The sequence below is a fragment of the Shewanella donghaensis genome, from assembly GCF_007567505.1.
GTDB classification, from domain to species: domain Bacteria; phylum Pseudomonadota; class Gammaproteobacteria; order Enterobacterales; family Shewanellaceae; genus Shewanella; species Shewanella donghaensis.
In genome coordinates this window covers 4,294,645-4,316,732 of record NZ_CP041783.1, presented here as the reverse complement: position 1 = coordinate 4,316,732, position 22,088 = coordinate 4,294,645, and the positions used below count along the sequence as shown (strand labels likewise).

The following is a 22,088-nucleotide window of genomic DNA, read 5'->3' as shown; positions in this document are numbered from 1 at the left end:
GATATTCACTTGAAATCAATTTCAGCTTCAATTGCGCTGGCATAGGTATTTTGCGTATAATGCCCCGTTATTTTTATATATCAAGGTAAGTGACGTGCAAAGCACAGAATTAAAAGATTTTGTTGTTGATAAAATCGACGACCTAAAAGCCAAAGACGTTTTTGTTTTAGACGTTTCAGAACAATCTCAAATCACTGATTTTATGGTTGTTTGTACTGGTACATCAAAAACACACGTTCGCGCAATTGCGGAAAACATGGTTGTTGAATCTAAAACTGCTGGCACTCAACCATTAGGTGTTGAAGGTCGCGAAAGTAGTGAATGGGTACTTGTAGATCTAGGTGGTGTAATCTTACATGTGATGCAAGAGCAAACACGTGAGCTTTACGAACTAGAAAAACTATGGTCTGAACACGACGCATAATGAAGTTACAACTGATTGCTGTTGGCACAAAGATGCCAGATTGGGTAACCCGCGGATTTGAAGAATACCAACGTCGTTTTCCTCGTGATATGGCGTTAGAACTGATTGAAATCCCCGCAGGAAAGCGCGGTAAAAATGCTGATATAGCACGCATTCTTCAAAAAGAAGGCGAATTAATGCTAGCAGCAGTACCCAAGGGCAATCACATTGTAAGCCTAGACTTGCCAGGTAAGAATTGGGTCACCCCACAACTTGCCGAGCAACTCAGTAAGTGGCAACTCGACGGCCGTGATGTCAGTTTATTGATTGGCGGTCCTGAAGGTCTTTCTCCTGCATGTAAAGCAGCTGCAAATCAAAGTTGGTGCTTATCAGCACTTACCTTACCCCATCCATTAGTTCGTGTACTGGTTGCCGAAAGTCTTTATCGAGCATGGAGTATAAATAACAACCATCCCTACCATAGAGAATAACCTTATTGGTAAAGCCTCTGGTAAAAGCAAAGCTAATTCAGCTAAGATAGCAAACCGTAATCTTTTATTACTATTCTGAATCTATCGGAGATAGCTTAAGTGTCGCCAAAAAAGCGCATTGCCATGCACGACCACGCTGCCGAGGCGTCGCTATTCAAACGTCGTGCTTTGTTCACTTTCCTGTGCGTGTTTATTCTCATCAGTCTACTGTTGTCCAATTTATATCAACTGCAAGTAGTTTCCTATACTGACTATGAAACCCGCTCTAACGATAACCGTATTCGTGTTGTACCTGTTGCACCAAGCCGTGGTTTAATTTACGACAGACATGGCCAACTACTCGCTGAAAATCAACCTTTTTATACCCTAGAACTCATACCTGAAAAAGCCCAAGATATTACGGCTACATTAGATCGATTAAATGAGGTTATTGAACTCAGTGCAGATGAACGTGAGAATATTACTGAAAGGTTACGCTATCATCGACGCTTTAAGCCGCTAACAATTAAAACCCGCTTAACTGAAGAGCAAGTCGCTATCTTTAGTGTTAATCAGCATCAGTTCCCAGGATTTAGAGTCGAAGCCGGTCTTAAACGCCATTATCCTTACGAAGGCTTGATGACTCACGTGTTGGGTTATGTGGGTAAAATTAATACCCGTGATCGTGCATCATTAGAAAAATCAGGCTCCTGGAAAAACTATGCCGCTACTAATGATATTGGTAAGCAGGGTGTGGAGCGATACTATGAAAGTTTGTTACTCGGCACACCCGGTCACCTAGAAGAAGAGGTAAATAACCGCGGTCGCGTCATTCGTACATTAAAAGTCACCCCGCCAACACCAGGGCAAGATATTTACCTCACTTTAGATTTAAAATTACAGCAAAAAGCCATGGAGTTATTAGATGGCCGCCGTGGATCAGTGGTCGCGATTGACCCAACAGATGGTGGTATCCTGGCTATGGTGTCCAGCCCAAGTTATGACCCAAATTTATTCGTTCACGGAATTAGTAGTAAAGCCTATAACGGCCTGTTAAATGACAAGTCTCGACCGCTCATTAACCGTGCGACACAAGGACAATACTCCCCAGCATCAACTATAAAACCGCATATTGCGCTACTAGGCTTAGAAGAAAAAGCCATTAGCGAAAAGACCCGAATCTGGGACCCAGGTTTTTGGCAAATCCCCAATGTTGAACGTAAGTACCGTGACTGGAAGCGCTGGGGACATGGCTGGGTTGATGTGTACAGTGCAATTATGGACTCCTGTGACACCTTCTTCTATGACCTAGCTTATAAAGTGGGTGTGGATAAAATGGCTGAGTTCATGTCCCAATTTGGCTTTGGTGAATCCAGTGGCATTGATCTATATGAAGAAGCTAATGGCATAATGCCATCCAAAGATTGGAAGCGAATGCGCTACAATCAGCCTTGGTATATTGGTGACACGATCTCAGTGGGAATCGGGCAAGGTTACTGGACCACAACACCATTACAGCTTTCTAATGCCGCTACAATTTTAGCCAATAAAGGCCTGCGTTATACCCCTCATCTCTTAAAATCATTTAAAGATGACACATCTACAATCGATCGCCCCATAGATGAACGGGAACCGATTAAATTAAATGATGACAATAACTGGGAAATCATTAATGAAGCGATGCGTAAAACTGCTGATAAGTCTCGCTTTACCGATGCCACATATACCGCAGCAATGAAAACCGGTACGGCACAAGTATTCAGTGTGGCTCAAGATGAAAAATATGATGCGGATACCGTGTCTGAGTTTTTACGAGATAATGCATTAATCATTGCTTATGCGCCTTACGAAAACCCTAAAATCGTGCTTGCTGTCGTAATTGAAAACGCTGGTTGGGGTGGTGTCAATGCTGGCCCTGTTGCCCGCGCTTTATTGGATGAATACATGTTACGTGATGAATTGAAGGTGACAGAATGAATCCCTCTCACCACTCCCACAGAAAAAATATTTGGCAAAAACTACACATAGACTTACCACTTTTATTAGGCTTGTTAGCCCTAATGATTTTTGGTCTCTTCGTTATCTACTCTGCCAGCGGCGAAGATGCTGCCATGATGGAAAGACAATTTACCCGTCTTGGCCTGTCTTTATTCGTGATGTTCGTGTTTGCTCAAATTAACCCAGAAATACTGAAACGCTGGGCTTTCCCCATTTATATTATGGGGATAATGCTTCTGCTGGGTGTACACTTTTTTGGCACCATCAACAAAGGCGCACAGCGTTGGCTAAACCTCGGTTTTATGGAGTTTCAGCCCTCAGAATTAATCAAACTCGCCTTTCCTATTACTATGGCGTGGTACATCAGTAAGTTCCCTCTCCCACCTAAGAAGCGCCATTTGATGGGCGGTCTAGTCATTTTATTGATACCAACACTGCTCATTGCCAAACAGCCCGATTTAGGAACTTCAATCTTAGTCGCAGCTTCAGGGATATTCGTACTATTTTTATCAGGCATGAGTTGGTTCATTGTTGGCACTTGTGTCGCGGCGGTATTAGCATTACTCCCGATCCTGTGGTACTTCTTAATGCATGATTATCAGCGAACTCGTGTATTGACCTTGTTTGATCCAGAACGTGATCCACTCGGTGCTGGCTACCATATTATTCAATCAAAAATTGCCATTGGCTCCGGTGGGCTTTGGGGCAAAGGCTGGCTTCAGGGTTCTCAATCTCAATTAGAGTTCTTACCCGAACGTCACACCGATTTCATCTTTGCAGTGATTGGTGAAGAGTTTGGTTTGGTCGGTAGCTTGGTGCTGTTGAGTATATACATGTACATTATTGGTCGCGGTTTAGTTATCGCGTCAAGAGCACAAACATCATTCGCTCGTTTATTAGCAGGCAGTATTACCTTAACCTTCTTTGTTTATATTTTCGTTAACATTGGTATGGTGTCAGGCATCCTTCCCGTTGTTGGGGTGCCATTACCGTTAGTGAGTTATGGCGGTACTTCCATGATGACGCTGATGATAGGTTTCGGAATTCTAATGAGTATTCATACTCATAGGCGATTTGTTGATAGATAAATTCTGTCATCATTAGCGCAATCAATGATAAAACAATAACCGTCGTTATATTGATTGATAACAGATACGCTAATACAAAACTATTATTGCTATCAACAATAAAATAATAAGGCAAAAAACTGTCGTTATACTCAAGCTCATAATGCTGACGGCAGTACAAAAACAGGACCTTTAATGCAAATTACAACTAAACTCGCAACTGGACTCGCACTACTACTGAGCGCTACAACACTTTTTGCAGCTCCTAGTCAGCCTACAGAACAAGAAGTGACCGCTCTCAAGCAGGCTTTTATCACTGAACAAGTGAGTAAAGGGTTTACTGAACAAGAAGTGCAACAGTTCCTCTCTTCAGCAAATCATAACCAAGCGGTACTTGATGCGATTTCAAAGCCTTGGGAAGCCAAACCTTGGCACCAGTATTATCCTATATTTTTGACTGAAACCCGTCTTGAAAAAGGCTTAGCGTTTTGGCAAGAAAATGCAGAGACAATCAAACAGGCCTCTGAAAAGTTCCAAGTGGACCCAGAAATCATCGTTGCGATCATAGGGATTGAAACCTTCTACGGTGGCTACATGGGTAACTATAAAGTGCAGGATGCGCTTTATACATTAGGATTTTATTACCCACCGAGAGCCACATTTTTCAGAAAAGAATTTGGCAATCTAATGTCGTTAATCAAAGAAGAGCAATTAGATAACAACAATTTAAAAGGGTCATATGCTGGCGCTATGGGGTTCGGTCAATTTATCCCCTCAAGTTACCGCCATTATGCGGTTGATTTTAGTGGTGATGGTCGTCGTGACTTACTTAATAATAAACAAGATGCGATTGGCAGTGTTGCAAACTACTTCCACCAACATGGTTGGGAAAAAGGCGCACCAGTCACACTTAAACTAAACCACACTGTCGATACAGATCCTAAAGCAGCAGTTTGGGTTAAAGGTAAACCAACCCAAACTGTCGCAGATATTCTTACGCCAAGCTTATCGTTAGCAGTTGCAAAAGATATTGATGTATCGCAATCAGCATTGTTAGTAAAATTAGAGCAACCAGAAGCCAATGAATATTGGTTAGGTCTCAATAACTTTTATGTCATTACTCGTTATAACCGCAGTCCCCTTTACGCCATGGCCGTTTATGAATTTAGCCAACAATTAGCGGCAGCACGTAATGATTAATATGATACAAAACGACATGTTAAAAAAATCACTATTAAGCTTAAGTGCTATCGCTTTATGTGGTGCTCTTAGCGCTTGTTCAAGTTCATCACCCACTAGTCAAGATGACCGTTATCAGCTGAAAGACGACCGCGCACCTAAAAGTGCCCCTGATGTCAGTAAAGTTGAAGACGCACATCCAAAGTATGAACCTTATAGCCGTCAAGGTAACAAGCAAAAATACACTGTGCGCGGAAAATCTTACAATGTGCTTCCTAGTGCCAAAGACTTCAAACAAAGTGGTAATGCTTCTTGGTATGGTTCTAAGTTTCATGGCCACCTCACCTCAAACGGTGAAACCTATGACATGTACTCAATGTCCGCGGCGCATAAAACCTTACCTTTACCCAGCTATGTGCGCGTAACCAATGAAGCGAATAACAAACAAGTGATCGTGCGTGTTAATGATCGCGGTCCATTTCATGAAGGTCGAATCATTGATTTATCCTATGCTGCCGCATACAAAATTGGCATGCTTGACCATGGGACAGCCAAAGTCAGTATCGAAACTATCCATATAGAATCGCCTGAATCGATGGCACTAGATGGTCTTAAAGATACCAGTGAACATGTTATTCAAGTGGTTGCTTCTAAAGATCAAGTGCGTATTAATGTGCTCGCGAAGCAGTTAGAAGCAAAATACCAAGTAACGGCAAGAGTGGAATCCGCCAATGGCTTCTATCGATTGCAGCTAGGCCCTATTGGCCAAAGTTACTTAGCCAATAAACTGTTATTACAGCTTAAACAAGATGGCTACCCAAATAGCTATTTGCTAGCGCCCAAAAAGTAATCAACCTTTTATAAAAATCTAGTCGACCTAACAATTTCCGGATGTTAAGGAACCTTAATGCCAAATTAGGGTCGACTAATGATACAATATATTTAATTGTGTCGTTTACCGATTTAAACCTACTTAAGATGCTTTAGCGATAATAATCTTGCTTGGTTTAATGCGATATTTCATTAATGCTTTTATAAAGCAATTGGGGATTTATCGCCCTAAACGACCTCACCTTTTACATTGACCAGAGATGTGCATTATTAATGATGAATCTTGTTAACACTCCCCTAAAATCGTTGCTGCTGCTTTCTGTAGTATCTTTTTCATCTCAAGCAGCCAACGTAGCTAATGCCCCCATGGTTATGCCTAATGCGCCGACTGTAGCCGCTAAAGCCTATGTTTTAATGGACTACAATTCAGGACGTGTTATTGCTGAAAGCAATGCGTATGAATCATTGAATCCTGCCAGCTTAACTAAGATGATGACCAGTTATGTTATTGGTCACGAAGTTAAAGTGGGCAACATCTCGTTAGAAGACGAAGTGACCATCAGTAAAAAAGCCTGGTCTAAAAACTTCCCTGACTCATCTAAGATGTTTATTGAAGTGGGTAAAAAAGTCACGGTCGAAGATTTAAACCGCGGGATTATTATTCAATCAGGTAACGATGCATGTGTGGCTATGGCTGAACACATTGCAGGCACCGAAGATGGCTTTGTCGACTTAATGAATTCATGGTCAAAGCAACTTGGTATGACACAAAGTTACTTTGAAAACTCTCATGGACTTGATTCTGACAATCACAAAACAACCGCTTATGACATGGCGTTACTTGGCGCAGCGTTAATTCGTGACGTACCGGATGAATACCGTGTTTACTCTGAAAAATCTTTCACTTTTAACGGCATCAAACAATACAACCGAAATGGTTTGTTGTGGGACAACAGCTTAAACGTTGATGGTATCAAAACCGGCCATACATCGGGCGCAGGTTACAACTTAGTGTCTTCAGCGACCAATGACGGCATGCGTTTAATCACTGTTGTGATGGGAACTAACAGCGAAACAGCCCGTAAAGCTGAAAGTAAAAAGCTGCTTAACTACGGTTTCCGTTTCTTTGAATCGATTACTCCGTACAAAGCGGGTGACACTTTTGTTACTCAAAAAATCTGGTATGGCGATCGTGCAACGGTAGATCTCGGTGTAGTAACAGACACGCCTATTACCATCAATCGCGGCCGAGCTAAGAATTTAGAAGCAAACTTTGAACTGACTAAACCATTAACGGCGCCGTTAGCAAAAGGCGAAACTGTAGGACGTATCTTCTTCCAATTAGATGGTAAAGATGTTGCTCAGTTTCCATTAGTGACCTTAAATGAAGTCAATGAAGGCAGCTGGTTTAGTAAATTAATGGATTACTTCAAGCAAATGTTTGAAGGTTGGTTTGGCGAATAACCCGCTAAATTAGATCATTCCATCAAAATAAAGCTACCCTCGGGTAGCTTTATTTTTATCAAACATAACAAGCCTCAATCGGAAAGTTTGGTATTAAATAGCAATAGTGCATTAAAAACGACCAACAAACCCTACCCGCAGACTTGTATTACAGTATAATTACCCCATATAGAACTGATAGCAGCACTAACTCTGTTTATTACCGATTAAGTTGTAATAAACAAGACAACAGTAGAGAGCAAACACATGTTAGAAACAAACTTTGGCGAACTAATGGATTTTCCGAATGCTTGCCCATTCAAAGTCATTGGTACTGCAGATGACACTTTAGCCGACCGCATTGTGGCTGTAGCACAAAAGCTGGCTCCTGGTGATTATGCCCCTACCGTTAAAGCATCAAGCAAAGGCACTTATTACGCAATTTCGATTCGTATTACTGTCACAAGCAAAGAACATATTGAGCAAGTTTATACCGATTTAGCCGCAATTGAAGGCGTAAACCGCGTACTGTAAAACCTCTTAAAGCGTATAAAATGTGATCCACCTATCACTTTGATGTCATTTCGGTGATAGGTGCGTATAATAAGCCAACTTTTTTGAGGGGAGAGGTTGCCCTTGCAAACTCAAACGTTACATATCAGACATCTCGGCCGTCAAGATTACGAGTCGGTGTGGCATGCAATGCAAGCCTATACCGATAATCGTGACAGTGACAGCCATGACGAGCTATGGATAGTAGAACACTCACCCGTATTCACCCAAGGCCAAGCTGGCAAAAGTGAGCATATTCTCAATCCTGGCGATATCCCTGTGATCCAAGTTGATCGCGGCGGACAAGTCACCTATCACGGCCCCGGTCAGCTAGTTGTCTATCCACTTATTGACATAAAACGTAGTAAACTCGGCGTCAGACAATTAGTGAATAACATCGAGCAAAGTATCGTTGATATGTTAGCCATGTACGATGTAAACGCATACGCAAAAGCGGATGCACCCGGTGTATATGTAGACGAACGTAAACTTGCCTCATTAGGATTACGTATTCGTAAAGGCTGCTCATTCCACGGTCTTGCATTAAACGTTGATATGGATTTAGCACCATTCCAGCGCATCAACCCTTGTGGTTATGCAGGGCTTGAAATGGTGCAATGCAAAGCTTTAGGCGGCCCAAAAACTGTCACTGAAGCTGGCGATAAACTGATTCAAACATTAAGCCAAATATTAGGCTACGAAGAACTTGTACATCATCAAGGATTAGCAGAATAAAATGAATAGGCCTGAAAGATTACAACCCGGAGTTAAGTTACGCGATGCTGAAAAATTAGCGCGTATTCCTATTAAAGTGGTTCCATCTGAAAAAGCGACCATGCTGCGTAAGCCCGACTGGCTTCGCGTCAAATTGCCAGCATCTAACCAACGTATTACTGAGATTAAATCAGCACTACGTAAAAATGGTTTGCACTCAGTTTGTGAAGAAGCATCATGCCCTAACTTGGCAGAATGTTTTAACCACGGTACAGCAACCTTTATGATTTTAGGTGCTATCTGTACTCGTCGTTGTCCTTTCTGTGATGTTGCCCATGGTCGCCCACTTAAACCTGACGGTGCAGAGCCAAAGAAATTGGCGCAAACTATTCAAGATATGAAGCTTAAGTATGTGGTTATTACCTCAGTAGATCGTGATGATTTACGTGATGGCGGTGCACAACACTTTGCTGACTGTATTCGTGAAATACGCATATTAAACCCACAAATCAAAATCGAAATTCTCGTTCCTGATTTCCGTGGTCGTATTGATGCAGCATTAGATATCTTGACAACTGAGCCACCAGATGTATTCAATCACAACCTTGAAACAGCGCCAATGCATTACCGCAAAGCGCGTCCAGGTGCTAATTACCAATGGTCATTAGATTTGTTGAAGCGTTTTAAAGAACGTCATCCAAATGTGCCTACCAAGTCTGGTTTAATGATGGGCTTAGGTGAAACTAACGAAGAAATTGCAGACGTATTGCGTGATTTACGCAGCCATAACGTTGAAATGCTAACCCTTGGTCAGTACCTACAACCATCAAAGTTCCATTTACCAGTAGAGCGTTATGTACCGCCAGCTGAATTTGATGAGTTAAAAGCTATCGCTGATGACTTAGGCTTTAGCCACGCAGCATGTGGGCCGCTAGTTCGTTCAAGCTACCACGCGGATTTACAAGCTCAAGGTAAAGAAGTGAAGTAAGCTTTTACTAAACTTTTACTAAAAAAACACAGTAAAAACGGCGCCTAGTGCGCCGTTTTTGTGTCTTACGATGAATAAATTTCAGTCGCCTTCACAAAGGCTGAAATTAAAGGATTAAAGAGAACCAGAACCCGAATTCAATTGTAAATCCATCAAAATGGCATCTTCACGCCCAGCTTCACTAGGGTAATAACCCGTTCGACGGCCCGCTTCAATAAATCCTATTTTTTTATACAAACCAATCGCTGAATGATTAGATGCTCTAACCTCTAACATCACCACTACAGCCTTTTTAACAGCTGCATCATTAACAAGGTGATTCAGTAGCTGTTTACCTAAACCTCTACCTTGCTGACTCGGCGAAATACAAATATCGAATAAAGTCACTTCATCGACAATTTGTTGCACGATAGCAAAACCGATAAGTTCTTCACCATCAAAGGCGCCATACACACTATAAAAGCGTCCAAAACAGCCTTCTAAGCTACTTAAACTGCTAGGGTGAGAATGTGCAGCGGATTCTATAACAAACATCGCCTTAGCACTATCTGGGGTTAATATCGAATAAACTAAATGTGGGAAGGTGTGATGAGAAGTCATAATTTTCTTTATTTGAAAAACTGGGTTTACGCTGAATACATGATTAGTAATACAATTAATTTATAAAGCGATTATTTATAAAGCAATAGGTTACTAGGTAAGGCGATTTTTTAGTGCCAAGATAAATAAGCGCAGCGTTAAGCTGACTTTACTGACTCATTCGAGGCAGATTTATCAATATGCAGGCAGATTTGTTGCCATAATTCTTTCTTACCTTGATGGCCTTGCTCTAAAGCGCTAATAGGGTCGGTAATAATCCACGCCACTCTTGGGCGAACGCGCAGTTTACGCATATCCCAAACCACCTGCATGCCCTTGACCATTTCGGTATCAAATTCACATTGGGATTGATCAATATTTAATAACGCCAACACGCTTTTAACTAGCCCATGCTGGCTAATATCAACATCGTCGTCATGAATAATTAAATAGGGTTTGCCTTGGGTATCAGCACTTCGCCAACGGGTCACACCCATCGCATCTAAAAAAGCTGACTTTTCCATAGTAATTCTCTTAAAAATATCTCGGTATTAGAATAACAGTTCATCGCTAAACATGTGAGAACAAATCGACAGTTAAAACTTAGTATGCTCAGGTTCAAACTCTAAATCAGGAAATGGAGTGGACTGAAGATGAGACTGATAGTACTGATGAGTAATCTCATTCTTTTTAGCATGATACATCGCAATATCGGCGTTTTTAATTAACGATTTTCGGTCTTGTCCATTGTTCGGATATTGAGAAATCCCAATACTCGCACCAATCACAATCATATGACCAGCACAGGGAATATCAATCAATAATGCCTTTTCTATTTTATTCGCAATAATGGAGATATCAGTACCTTCCACATGTGGAACAATAATCGCAAATTCATCTCCACCTATTCTCGCGGCAAGACTTTCATCAGGAATAACCTGCTTAATTCTTTCGGCAATCACTTTAAGTATCCGGTCTCCTTCAGAATGACCAAAGGTATCATTAATCATTTTGAAGTTATTAATATCCAACATCATGCAATAAAAAATAGCTGGCTTTTCAGCTAAAACCTCATCCATATGGCGATAAAAATGCTGGCGATTTGGCAGTGCCGTTAATAAATCATGGTTTGCTTGATGATTTTTTTCTTGGAGGAGGTGATCAATTTCTGAAATAGTCTGCTTACTAAGGTGCGTAACCAAATAGACAAACCAGCCACCAGCAAAAAATATGGCTGCAACAATAAGCTGAATAACATTAAGGTTATCGATGGAAGTCAGCAGCAATGAAAGATAGCTAAGATAACTGACAATAAATAAACCGATGAGTAGTAATAGCGTCAGCCAGCCTTTATTACTGAATTGAGAATAAGCACAAATTGCGTAGGCTGGTCGCAATGATAAAATAAGACCTACTATCCCAAATAAAACCAACACTGAAGCAATATAATCCATAGTATATCCAAGATGTTAGCTGAATAGGTATGTTCCATCGACTTAATTATTTAAGTCTATTGAAACGTACAAAATGACCTAATTCATATTGCGATGAAACACATTGCCCCATCAGGAATAAAGTGTAGCACTTATGGATTAATTTGTGTGTCCAAGTTTTATTCAATTAAGCCCCCTCTTTAGCAACTATCCCTTCCAATAAAAAACAGTTAACATCGACGCAACAAGGTTATCATTATGTCTCGCGATACCCATCAAATAACAACCCGATCATGGATCTGTTCAGTCATGCAAAATAACTATAAAAAACTGCTTATCACTTGTCTTTGTTTTACATCATTTACGGTATTAGCCCAAAGTAAAATCATTAATAATATCCATGGCTACACAGTCAATAATGGCAAACTTGTTGAGTTTAAAGCCTTGCAATTTAATGACGATATAATCGAAAAGATATACATCGAAAATGAACACCTTCCTTACAGTACTGACTCAAATATTGTTCGTATTGATGGCAAAGGGAAAACCTTATTACCAGGACTAATTGATGCCCACGGACATGTATTAAGTTACGGTTTAAGCCTTATGCGAGCGCAATTACGCGGCAGTATGACCGAGCAACAAGCGGTAAACAGCGTCATTAAATTCAGAGAATCACAACCATCCATGCAATGGATCCAGGGGCGTGGCTGGAACCAGGTATTATGGCCACAACAAAACTTCCCTATTGCAGCATCACTGGATAAAGCTTTTCCTGACACACCTGTTTGGTTAGTGAGGATTGATGGCCATGCAGGCTGGGCAAACACTGCCGCGATGAAAATAGCAGGTATTAGCGCAACAACGATCAGCCCTGAAGGTGGAGAGATTATTCGCCAATCTGATGGACGCCCTACTGGTGTATTTATTGATAACGCCATGAATTTAATTACTAATAAAATTCCTCAGCCGTCTATTGATGAACAACAAGCCATATTACTAACGGCGTTAACTTCACTTGCTAAGCAAGGGTTAACCAGTGTCCATGATGCGGGGATCCGCAGTGACACCATCGAAGCATACAAAGCACTGAACTATGCCGATAAATTACCTATTCGCGTCTACGCCATGATTGATGCCGAAGACCCAAACTTTGATAAGATGATGCAAGCAGGCCCGATACGTTTAGGCTCCGACAAACTTAACATTAGTAGTGTTAAAATTTCTGCCGATGGCGCCCTTGGTAGCCGCGGCGCCGCATTAATAGAAGATTACAGTGATTTAGTCGGCCACAAAGGCTTATTGTTATACTCAAAAAAAGCACTTGGCGATACCATCAACCAAGCTATGAAAGCAGGTTTTCAAGTAAACACCCATGCGATTGGGGATCATGCTAATCAGATTGTACTCGATCATTACCAAGCCAATATTGCTAGCAGTAAAACTCGCGATTTACGTCATCGCATTGAGCATGCACAGGTATTGCGCTTGTCTGACATTTCTCGCTTTGCAGAACTTAACGTTATTGCTTCAATGCAAGCAACCCATGCCACCAGCGATAAAAATATGGCATTGGATAGAATTGGTAACGCTCGAATTCAAGGTGCTTATGCATGGCGAAAGTTGCTTACTGCAGGAGCTGTAATTGCTGCGGGTTCTGATTTTCCTATTGAGTCTCCTAACCCATTTTACGGCTTACATGCCTCTGTCACTCGTCAAGACCATGATAACCAGCCAGTTGATGGATGGTATCGACGCGAAAGCATGAATCTGACCGAAGCCCTAGCAACCTTTACCACAAATGCCGCTTATGCCGCTCATCAAGAGAAAATGATTGGCCAGCTTGCGCCAGAAATGAAAGCGGATTTCATTCTGATTGATAAAGATATTTTTAGTGTTAGCCCAGAAGATATTTGGAAAACCACAGTTCATGAAACGTGGGTCAATGGTGAGCGAGTAGAATAACGCCGCAACCATTTTGGATATGCCTAACTTAAAAGCCTAGCGATTAATTTAGCTAGGCTTTTTTACGCCCATATTTAGCATTAAACGCCTAACGCCTAACGCCTAACGCCTAAGAGTGCCTCGTAAAAACTGATTTTTCATCATTAGGTTTTATCTCCTCAAAAATAAAATTCAATAAATTAACCCTTTTCAAATTTGCTCTCGTTTATAGCTATAACAAGGTTACTAACAACCTCATTTATTGTTTGGAGCACGACATGACAACATCAACACATCGCATTATAAAAACAACGTTAATGAATGGCTTGCTAGCAACTGGGCTACTATTTGGTTCGCTGTCTCAACATGCTATTGCTGCTGATTACAATTTCCCACACCTTGAAACTGTTGGGTCGAGTCAGATAAAAATAGCCCCTGATATGGCTGAAATTTCAGTTCAAGTCAGCCTGACTAAAAATGATGCTAAACAAGCGAAAGTCGCTGTTGATCAAGCTGTCGCTAAATTCATCAATCGACTAAAAGATGCAGGTGTTGATAAAAACGCGATATCAAGCGCTAATTTGAGTATTCAACCGCAATACCATTACCCTTCAAAACAACCTAAAGAGTTAGTGGGTTACCGCGCTAGTAGGCAGGTAGTGGTGACGATTAATCAACTCGCAAAACTTAATGACATTCTTGATTCCGCGTTAGAAGAAGGGATTAATCAAGTACAAAATATCAGTTTGAAATCATCAGATGAAACTGCAGCGGTCGAACAAGCAAGACAAGCAGCCATTAAAGATGCCAAACAAAAAGCACAATCCCTTGCCCAAGGGTTTGATCGAAAACTTGATGGCGTGTGGGAGATTAGATATCTGAATCAACGTCCAGTGCAGCCAGTAATGATGCGAATGGAAGCAATGCAAAGCGATGTTGCTGAGAGCTATCAATATGGTCAAGTCAGCGTAGAAGAACGTGTTGAAGTGGTTTATAGATTAAAATAGTACCTATTTAAAGACTGTGCCGCAAAGCAGTCAATATCCGTAATATTCAAACAACAATAAAAACTCAAGGATGAGTTCTTATTAATCCCCTTCGTAACGTCTTCCTTTTGTGCGTTCTAGTTAACACTCCTTATAAATAATTCGATATTTCACTATTTTATTGTTTTTAATCAATACCTCTATTGTCCTGCTGAATAAACTATTGTGCAATTTGCCAGCCTACGATTTTAAGCTGACATAACAGGTCAACATCATTCCAAATTGATGAATACAGGGACTTATTCAATCAACGATTGGTTTATTATTTATACATAAAAGAGGTAGCTTAATGAAAATCGATTTATCCACTCAAATTGCTGGCATTAACTTAGACAGTTATTTGATGAATGCCTCTGGCCCTAAATGTACAACCTGGGATGAATTACATACCATCGCGCAATCTCACTCAGCAGCAGTCGTGACTAAATCTTGTACCCTTGAATTTCGTGAAGGCAATCCAGAACCTCGCTACCAAAATCTCCCTTTAGGCTCGATTCAATCAATGGGCTTACCTAACTTAGGTTACAAGGCCTATCTTGAAATGGTGCCAAAACTTAAAGCGCTTGGTAAACCCGTTGTCGTGAGTATTTCAGGCTTTAGTATTGAAGATAATATTGAGATGGTTACAGCATTTCAAAATAGCGACGTTGACCTAATTGAAGTCAATTTCTCATGCCCTAATATTCCAGGTAAAGCTCAAGTTGCTTATGATTTTGAGCAAACAGACAAATCCTTAGCCGCGCTAACGGCGTTAGGTAATAAGCCCATTGGTATCAAGCTTGCTCCTTATTTTGATATGTCTCACTTCGTTGCTGCTGCTAACGTTATCAAAAAATACCCAGTGAAATTTATTACCTGTATTAACTCTATTGGTAATACTTTGGTCATTGACCCGTATACAGAGCAACCGATCATTAAACCAAAAGGTGGCTTTGGCGGCTTGTGTGGCGACTATATCAAGCCGATAGGGTTAGCCAATGTCCGCGCATTTAGAGAGCTACTGGATGATGACGTACAAATTATTGGTGTTGGCGGAATTAAAACGGGTATCGATGCATTTGAATACTTGTTAGCGGGCGCTGATGCCATTCAAATCGCCACTTGTTTTGAAAAAGAAGGTGAATCTTGCTTCGCCCGTATAGAAGAAGAGCTCGCCGCTTTCATGCAAGTGAAAGGCTATCATTGTATTAATGATGCAAAGGGTAAATTAAAACCTCTTTAATGATTAAACCTTAGTTGCATTCACTTTTAAGCCACTGTATTCACGGTGGCTTTTTATTACCTCTGTAAAACTTGAGCAATAAAAATTATTCATCTAATTATCCCCAATCCAAACCAACACTGTTAATATTAAAGAGTATTAACAGCTTCACAGCATTAACTGCACATTGGAGTAACAGCAAGGTTCTCACCTTACAATAAGAGTTGAGCAAGACTCAGCCTCCGCAGGCATAACATAATAAATGGAACATAACCGTGTTTAAAAAATTACTTGCGATGACCAGTTCAACCCAAATGCTGGTAGCCATGTTTGTTGGCTTTGGTGTGGGTCTATTTTTTGGCGAGTCCGTTGGCTGGCTAAGCACCATTGGTAATAGTGTTATTTTATTAATGCAAATGACGGTATTACCTTACATTGTCGTTTCACTTGTTGGCGGGATAGGCAAGCTTCAAAAAAGCACGGCAATTTTAATTTTCAGTCGAGCCGGCGCCATCATGTTACTGCTTTGGCTGGTTGGTATTGTGCTAACCGCGCTCATGCCGCTGTCGTTTCCATTTATCGAATCAGCATCATTTTTCAGCACCAGTAGTATTGAACCCACAGAGCCGATTAACTACTTCAAACTCTACATCCCATCCAACCCATTTGAGTCTATGGCTGCGGGTTATGTGCCTGCTATGGTGGTGTTTAGTATTGCAATGGGTTTAGCTTTAATTGGTATGGAAGGCGATAACAAGAAACAAGTATTGTCATTCATGCATACCATTACCGAAACATTTTCGCGCATAACTCAAGGACTCGTAAAAGTGTTGCCAATTGGCATTTTTGCTATGTCGGCATCAGCGGCGGGTACCATGGGCGTTGATGAGTTTGCCAGTATGCAGGTTTATTTAATAAGTTATTTTGCGCTGTGTTTATTACTGACATTTGGGGTATTACCTTGGATAGTCTCTTCACTGACGCCCATCACCTATATGCAAGCCATCAATATCAGTAAAGCGAGTTTAGTCACCGCGTTTGCTACAGGTAATATTTTTATTGTCATTCCTGTGATTATTGAAGAATGTAAGCAAATTATGCGTGAGCATAATAATTTAAGCGAAGACGGCTTAACCCTCATTGAGATATTGGTGCCGATTGCATTCACCTTCCCTAACATTGGTAAGTTGACCGTTATTCTATTTGTGTATTTTGCCGGTTGGTTTAATGGCACCCCTGTAGAAGTGACCAGTATGCCGTCATTGTCAGTGAGTGGTTTACTGTCATTATTTGGCAGTGTGTATGTGGCAATTCCGTTCATGTTGGATTTGGTTCACTTGCCTTCTGACCTCTTTCAGCTGTTTGTCATGTCGGGCTTTATCACAGGTAAATTTAACTCTATTGCAGCTGTGATGAATCTGTTTGCCTTAACCTTATTAACGGTTTGTTTATTCCAAGGATCGTTAAAAGCTCGCGCACCGCAATTAATCAAAATGTCTCTTGGATTATTAATCAGCACCGTAGTCACCATTGTTGTTTGCCGTGTGGGTATGGGACTGTTTATACATAGCCCTGATGTGACCAGTGGTGTTATTGCCAATATGAAAGTCGCCGATAAAGTTCCCACTAAAGTACAACGTCAGTTCCCTGAAGTCGGTAAAACCCCATCACAACCCATTGCTGATGTGCAAACCATTAGACAACGTGGCGTGTTGCGTGTGGGCTATATCCCAAGTAACGTGCCTTTTAGCTATTACAATAATTCAGGGCAATTGGTTGGCTTTGATACCGCGATGGCCACCAAACTCGCAGAAGATTTAAAGGTCGAAATAGAGTTTGTGCCATTTCATAAAGATAAACTTGCCGCTTCATTAAAAGCCGGTTTTTTTGATGTCGCTATGTCTGGGCTTTCAATGGATATCAATCAAATGGATAGGCTCAGTTATAGTGACCCAGTGCTTGAACTTAATATTGCTATTGCCACCCAAGACCATCGTGTGAACAGCTTTAAAAGTAATGAATCGATTCTAGAGATGGAAGATGACATCACTATTGCCTATGTTGAACATGATGACAAAATTGCTGACGCTAAGACAAAGTTACCGCATATTAACTTTGTTAAAATTGACGCTTATAAAGATTTCTTTAGACAGAAGAAGGTAAAATATGATGCTGTGGTGATCAGTGCTGAAGCGGGTTCTGCTTGGACGCTATTTTTCCCAGGTTACGGTATCGCTATTTTAGAAGATAAAAACAAATATCCCGTCGCTTATGCCGTAGCCCAAAGTAACCAATCATTATTGAATTATATTAATAACTGGCAAAAGCTACGAAAAGTTGATGGCCACCAACAACAGTTTTATGACTACTGGATGTTGGGTAAAGGAGCGACAACGCCTCAACCGCGTTGGTCAATCATTCGTGATGTGCTGCACTGGGTCGATTAGGCTCTATCACCTTAACAAAACAACATCGCGCCTAAAGTGACAATTAAACTTTAGGCGCATCAATATTATTATCACTAACCACCCCTTTAAAAAACTCACCTTAAATTGTCACAAAGCCCAATTACAGTAGAGTCGCCAATTTTAGTCAGCAAAGTCATTCATTTGTTCGTATTAAAAAATGTCATAGTGCTGCTAACATAAAATCGTTGCAAATTTCATCTAGTTAGCCTAAAAATATAAGTAAGTAGAATCAATTTCATTAGTAAGGAAGCTAGCGAAGAATGATATCGAAATTACGCATAGGTATTGTATGTCACCCTAGTATTGGCGGCTCTGGATTAGTTGCTACCCAGCTAGGTATTGGTTTAGCAAAGCTAGGCCATGAAGTGCATTTCATTGCCAGTAAGCGACCATTTAAATTGGCTAATGAATATAAAAATGTTTTCTTCCATGAAGTTGATGAAGTAAATTATCCCTTATTTGATGGTCCGCTTCATACCTATTCGTTAACGGCAAAAATCATTGAGGTTGCTGAAGAGCATGCACTTGATTTAGTCCACGCTCACTACTCCATCCCCCATAGCTTATGCGCTCATTTAGCCAGTAATATTAGCCAACATTCTTTCCCCGTCATGACCACTATCCATGGTACTGATGTCACCATCGTCGGCCAAGATAAAGCCATTAAACGGCTTAATACTTACAGCATGAACCAATGCGCTTTATTAACAACAGTGTCTGACTTTCAACGAGACTATATTCTTCAAGAATTTGATATCAGACAACCTATTAGCGTCGTGCATAATTTTATTGATTCTGTGGATTTCACCCCAGACTTAGTCGATATCAATCTGCGTCGAACCCTGGCCGAAGATGATGAAAAAATTCTCATGCACGTTTCCAATTTTAGGCCCCTTAAAAATACCCATACTGTCGTTAAAGCTTTTAGCCAACTACAGTGTGATAGTAAAACAAAGTTGGTGTTAGTCGGCTCAGGTCCTGATATCGAAAAAACGAAATTACAATGCCAACAACTCGGCATAGCTGAACGGGTTTGTTTTCTAGGTTCTGTCACCAAAGTGGAGCGCTTTATTGCAAACGCTGATTGTTTAATTCAGCCAAGTTTCAGGGAGTCATTTTGTATGGTAATTCTCGAAGCTATGTCATGTGGCGTACCGACGGTGAGCAGTAATGTAGATGGAATACCTGAAGTGGTTGATAACGGCAAAACGGGGTATATGTATCCCGCAGAAGATGCCCAAAGTATGGCAAGTGCCATTGAACACATATTTTCAGATCCCGCCATTCAACAAGCTTTAGGTCAAGCTGGCCGTCGTCGAGCAATAAATGAATTTAATACCGATGTTAAAATAGATCAGTATATCGATTGTTACCATCACGCTATCGCTTTACACCAACAAAATGCGACTGCTTGCTAGTGCTAAAAGGTGAAGAATCTAAATCATCATGATGATTTAGAGGCGCTCAAAATACACGACATAAAGGATTATTATGACAGCAGTAAAAGAACCTGAAACCAGCAAGCCTGAAAACAATCAACATAAAGCAGCTGTACCAGAAAAGAAAAAAATCAGCATGTCTACATGGGTTCTTCTCTCGTTTGCGGGAGGCATAATCGCGGGATTATTTTTCGGGGAAATGCTCGCCTGGATGTCTGTTATTGGTGATGCCTTTATCAAGCTACTGCAAATGACCATTATCCCTTATATCATTGTGTCACTGATTTCGAGCTTAGGGAGTTTAACCCTAGAGCAAGCTAAATCAATGGGCGTCAAAGTCGGAAAATTAATGCTCGTCATTTGGTTTTTGGGTCTGATCAGTATGTACTTAATAAAATATACTTTTCCTGATTGGCAAGCTGGTGAATTTTTTAGTTTAACCGCTCTGCAAGACCCAAACTCGGTCAACTTATTGGATTTATACATCCCATCAAATCCCTTTTTCTCACTATCAAATAGCTACATCCCCGCCATTGTATTGTTCTGTGTCGCGACGGGTATCGCGCTGATATCGATTAAAGACAAAGAATCCTTGATGCGTCCTTTACAATTATTGGGTGAGTCATTTAATAAAGTCACCCAAAGCATTGTTATGTTGATGCCAATTGGTATTTTTGCCATGACAGCAGCAACTGCAGGCACCATGGATTTTGATGAATTTCAAAAGCTTCAAGTGTATTTTGTTGCTCATGTTGTGATGACTATTATCCTCACTTACTGGGTGTTACCAGCCATTATCATGGTGATTACGCCCTTCTCTTATCGTGATATCACTGGTATTGCCAAAGACGCGATGATTACCGCTTTTGCTGCGGGTAATATTTTTATTATTTTACCTTTGCTCATTCAACGCACTAAAGAATTATTCCATAAATACAATGTAGGTAATGATCAGACTGACGATTATGCCAATATCATTATCCCTGTGGTGTTTAGTTTCCCTAATTTAGGCAAGTTATTAACCATTGTATTTGTATTATTTGCGGCGTGGTTTTCAGGTAAAGATTTAGACTTTATCAGCTACTTCCCTATGTCAGTAAATGGACTTATCAGTTTATTTGGCAGTGTGTATTTAACCATCCCAATGCTATTAGATTCATTAGAACTGTCTTCCGATTTATTCCAGCTATATATGGTTTCAAGCTTATTCACCAGTCGCTTTACCTCCCTATTGGCAGCTATGAACATTTTTATTTTGGCCATTGGCGGTACTGCTATGCTGGCCGGTATAGCTAAAGTCAGTATGAAAAAATTGATCATATGCAGCGCGTTAACGCCTATCATTTTCGGCCTGATACTACTTGGTACGAGTTGGGTATTAAGCAGCATTGTTAATACTGAATATAATATGGACAAAGTCGTTGCGCAGATGAGTTCAGCAGCCGACTTACCTGATGAAGTCACCACCTTTAATCCATCAGAAACACAAGATGTAAATGGACCTCGTACGATAGAACAAATTAAAAAAAGTGGTACATTACGTGTTGGTTATAATCCTGTTCAAGTACCCTTTTCTTATTACAATGCCGAACATGACCTCGTCGGTTTTGATATTGAAATGATGAAAAAGCTGGCGGCTGAACTCGACATCAAAGTCGCATTTATCCCCTACAGTTCAGACAATGTGCTTGATGGCATTAACAGCGGTTTATTTGATATCACTATTTCTGGACTGCAAATGACCACGTTTAGAATTGGACTTGTTGATTTCACAAATCCGGTGCTAGATTTACATTACGCTTTTGTGGTTAAAGATTATCGAGCAGACGAGTTCAAGACGGATGAATTAATCAAAGAAGCTAAAAAAATAACCGTGGCTTCAGTGGGGGACTATTCAATAATTCCACACTTAAAAGAGAAGTTTTCCAATGTTGAATTTGTTTCGATTGATTCTGATAAGCTTTACTTTGAAGACGATGGGAAAACTTATGATGCTTTATTAATTAGCTTAGAGGCAGGTAAAACCTGGACCATTCTGTATCCTGATTACACAACAATGTATAACCGGGAAGAAATTAAATCATTCCCTGCATCTTATGTTGTCGCGAAAGGCAACCAGTCATTACACACCTTCCTAAATAGCTGGTTATCGATTCAACACTCATCAGGTTATGTTGATACGCTTTATAGTTATTGGATATTGGGTGAAAACGCCCAGCCCAAAGAGCCGCGTTGGTCCGTGATTAAAGACGTTCTACATTGGGTTGAGTAATCATATAAAACCCTGAAAGCATTTGTTAAAAGCCTTGATGCAAGTTGCATTAAGGCTTTTT

19 protein-coding genes are annotated in these 22,088 nt (G+C 40.7%); 16 read left to right on the top strand and 3 right to left on the bottom strand.

The annotated features are described in order from the left end of the window. Positions 1-94: 94 nt before the first annotated feature. The 10 genes from rsfS to lipA all read left to right on the top strand — a co-directional run bounded on the left by rsfS (position 95) and on the right by lipA (position 9,645). Positions 95-424: a ribosome silencing factor gene (gene rsfS, locus FPK91_RS18380; protein WP_144213148.1), complete on the top strand. Its 330-nt coding sequence runs from the start codon at positions 95-97 to the stop codon at positions 422-424. Further along, positions 424-894: a 23S rRNA (pseudouridine(1915)-N(3))-methyltransferase RlmH gene (gene rlmH, locus FPK91_RS18375; RefSeq protein ID WP_144213146.1), complete on the top strand. Its 471-nt coding sequence runs from the start codon at positions 424-426 to the stop codon at positions 892-894. Before rsfS ends, rlmH begins: the two co-directional genes overlap by 1 nt. 99 nt (positions 895-993) lie before the next feature. Beyond that, on the top strand, positions 994-2,850 hold the full coding sequence (gene mrdA / locus FPK91_RS18370; protein WP_144213144.1) for a penicillin-binding protein 2: 1,857 nt from the start codon (positions 994-996) through the stop codon (positions 2,848-2,850). Beyond that, positions 2,847-3,959: a rod shape-determining protein RodA gene (gene rodA / locus FPK91_RS18365; RefSeq protein ID WP_144213142.1), complete on the top strand. Its 1,113-nt coding sequence runs from the start codon at positions 2,847-2,849 to the stop codon at positions 3,957-3,959. Before mrdA ends, rodA begins: the two co-directional genes overlap by 4 nt. A gap of 174 nt (positions 3,960-4,133) precedes the next feature. Further along, positions 4,134-5,138, top strand: a complete 1,005-nt coding sequence (gene mltB, locus FPK91_RS18360; RefSeq protein ID WP_144213140.1) for a lytic murein transglycosylase B — start codon at positions 4,134-4,136, stop codon at positions 5,136-5,138. A gap of 1 nt (position 5,139) precedes the next feature. Further along, on the top strand, positions 5,140-5,967 hold the full coding sequence (locus FPK91_RS18355) for a septal ring lytic transglycosylase RlpA family protein (RefSeq protein ID WP_405127373.1): 828 nt from the start codon (positions 5,140-5,142) through the stop codon (positions 5,965-5,967). A 254-nt stretch (positions 5,968-6,221) separates the two neighbouring features. Continuing rightward, positions 6,222-7,412: a serine hydrolase gene (locus FPK91_RS18350; RefSeq protein WP_144213138.1), complete on the top strand. Its 1,191-nt coding sequence runs from the start codon at positions 6,222-6,224 to the stop codon at positions 7,410-7,412. A 246-nt stretch (positions 7,413-7,658) separates the two neighbouring features. Then, on the top strand, positions 7,659-7,925 hold the full coding sequence (gene ybeD / locus FPK91_RS18345; RefSeq protein ID WP_144213136.1) for a DUF493 family protein YbeD: 267 nt from the start codon (positions 7,659-7,661) through the stop codon (positions 7,923-7,925). 102 nt (positions 7,926-8,027) lie between these two features. Then, positions 8,028-8,678: a lipoyl(octanoyl) transferase LipB gene (gene lipB / locus FPK91_RS18340; protein WP_144213134.1), complete on the top strand. Its 651-nt coding sequence runs from the start codon at positions 8,028-8,030 to the stop codon at positions 8,676-8,678. Position 8,679: 1 nt separating this feature from the next. Then, on the top strand, positions 8,680-9,645 hold the full coding sequence (gene lipA, locus FPK91_RS18335; protein WP_144213132.1) for a lipoyl synthase: 966 nt from the start codon (positions 8,680-8,682) through the stop codon (positions 9,643-9,645). 114 nt (positions 9,646-9,759) lie between these two features. On the opposite strand, the gene rimI is transcribed toward lipA, so the two are convergent. From rimI to FPK91_RS18320, 3 genes are all read right to left on the bottom strand, one after another. Next, on the bottom strand, positions 9,760-10,245 hold the full coding sequence (gene rimI / locus FPK91_RS18330) for a ribosomal protein S18-alanine N-acetyltransferase (protein ID WP_144213130.1): 486 nt from the start codon (positions 10,243-10,245) through the stop codon (positions 9,760-9,762). 137 nt (positions 10,246-10,382) lie between these two features. Then, positions 10,383-10,748 (bottom strand): hypothetical protein, encoded by a 366-nt coding sequence (locus FPK91_RS18325; RefSeq protein ID WP_144213128.1) that lies wholly within the window; start codon positions 10,746-10,748, stop codon positions 10,383-10,385. Between the two features lie 72 nt (positions 10,749-10,820). After that, positions 10,821-11,678, bottom strand: coding sequence for a GGDEF domain-containing protein (locus FPK91_RS18320; protein ID WP_144213126.1), 858 nt, complete (start codon positions 11,676-11,678; stop codon positions 10,821-10,823). 237 nt (positions 11,679-11,915) lie between these two features. On the opposite strand from FPK91_RS18320, the gene FPK91_RS18315 reads away from it, so the two are divergent. From FPK91_RS18315 to FPK91_RS18290, 6 genes are all read left to right on the top strand, one after another. After that, positions 11,916-13,622, top strand: a complete 1,707-nt coding sequence (locus FPK91_RS18315) for an amidohydrolase (protein WP_227006619.1) — start codon at positions 11,916-11,918, stop codon at positions 13,620-13,622. A gap of 281 nt (positions 13,623-13,903) precedes the next feature. Beyond that, entirely contained in the window at positions 13,904-14,608 is a 705-nt protein-coding gene (locus FPK91_RS18310) for an oxidative stress defense protein (RefSeq protein ID WP_144214565.1), read from the top strand. A gap of 328 nt (positions 14,609-14,936) precedes the next feature. Continuing rightward, the gene (locus FPK91_RS18305; RefSeq protein ID WP_144213124.1) at positions 14,937-15,869 is read left to right on the top strand and encodes a dihydroorotate oxidase; all 933 of its coding nucleotides are present in this window, start codon (positions 14,937-14,939) and stop codon (positions 15,867-15,869) included. 254 nt (positions 15,870-16,123) lie between these two features. Continuing rightward, on the top strand, positions 16,124-18,295 hold the full coding sequence (locus FPK91_RS18300; RefSeq protein WP_144213122.1) for a cation:dicarboxylate symporter family transporter: 2,172 nt from the start codon (positions 16,124-16,126) through the stop codon (positions 18,293-18,295). 281 nt (positions 18,296-18,576) lie between these two features. Next, a complete protein-coding gene (gene bshA / locus FPK91_RS18295) occupies positions 18,577-19,734 on the top strand; it encodes an N-acetyl-alpha-D-glucosaminyl L-malate synthase BshA (RefSeq protein WP_144213120.1) in 1,158 nt (385 codons plus the stop codon). 73 nt (positions 19,735-19,807) lie between these two features. Then, entirely contained in the window at positions 19,808-22,027 is a 2,220-nt protein-coding gene (locus FPK91_RS18290; protein WP_144213118.1) for a cation:dicarboxylate symporter family transporter, read from the top strand. Positions 22,028-22,088 lie beyond the last annotated feature (61 nt).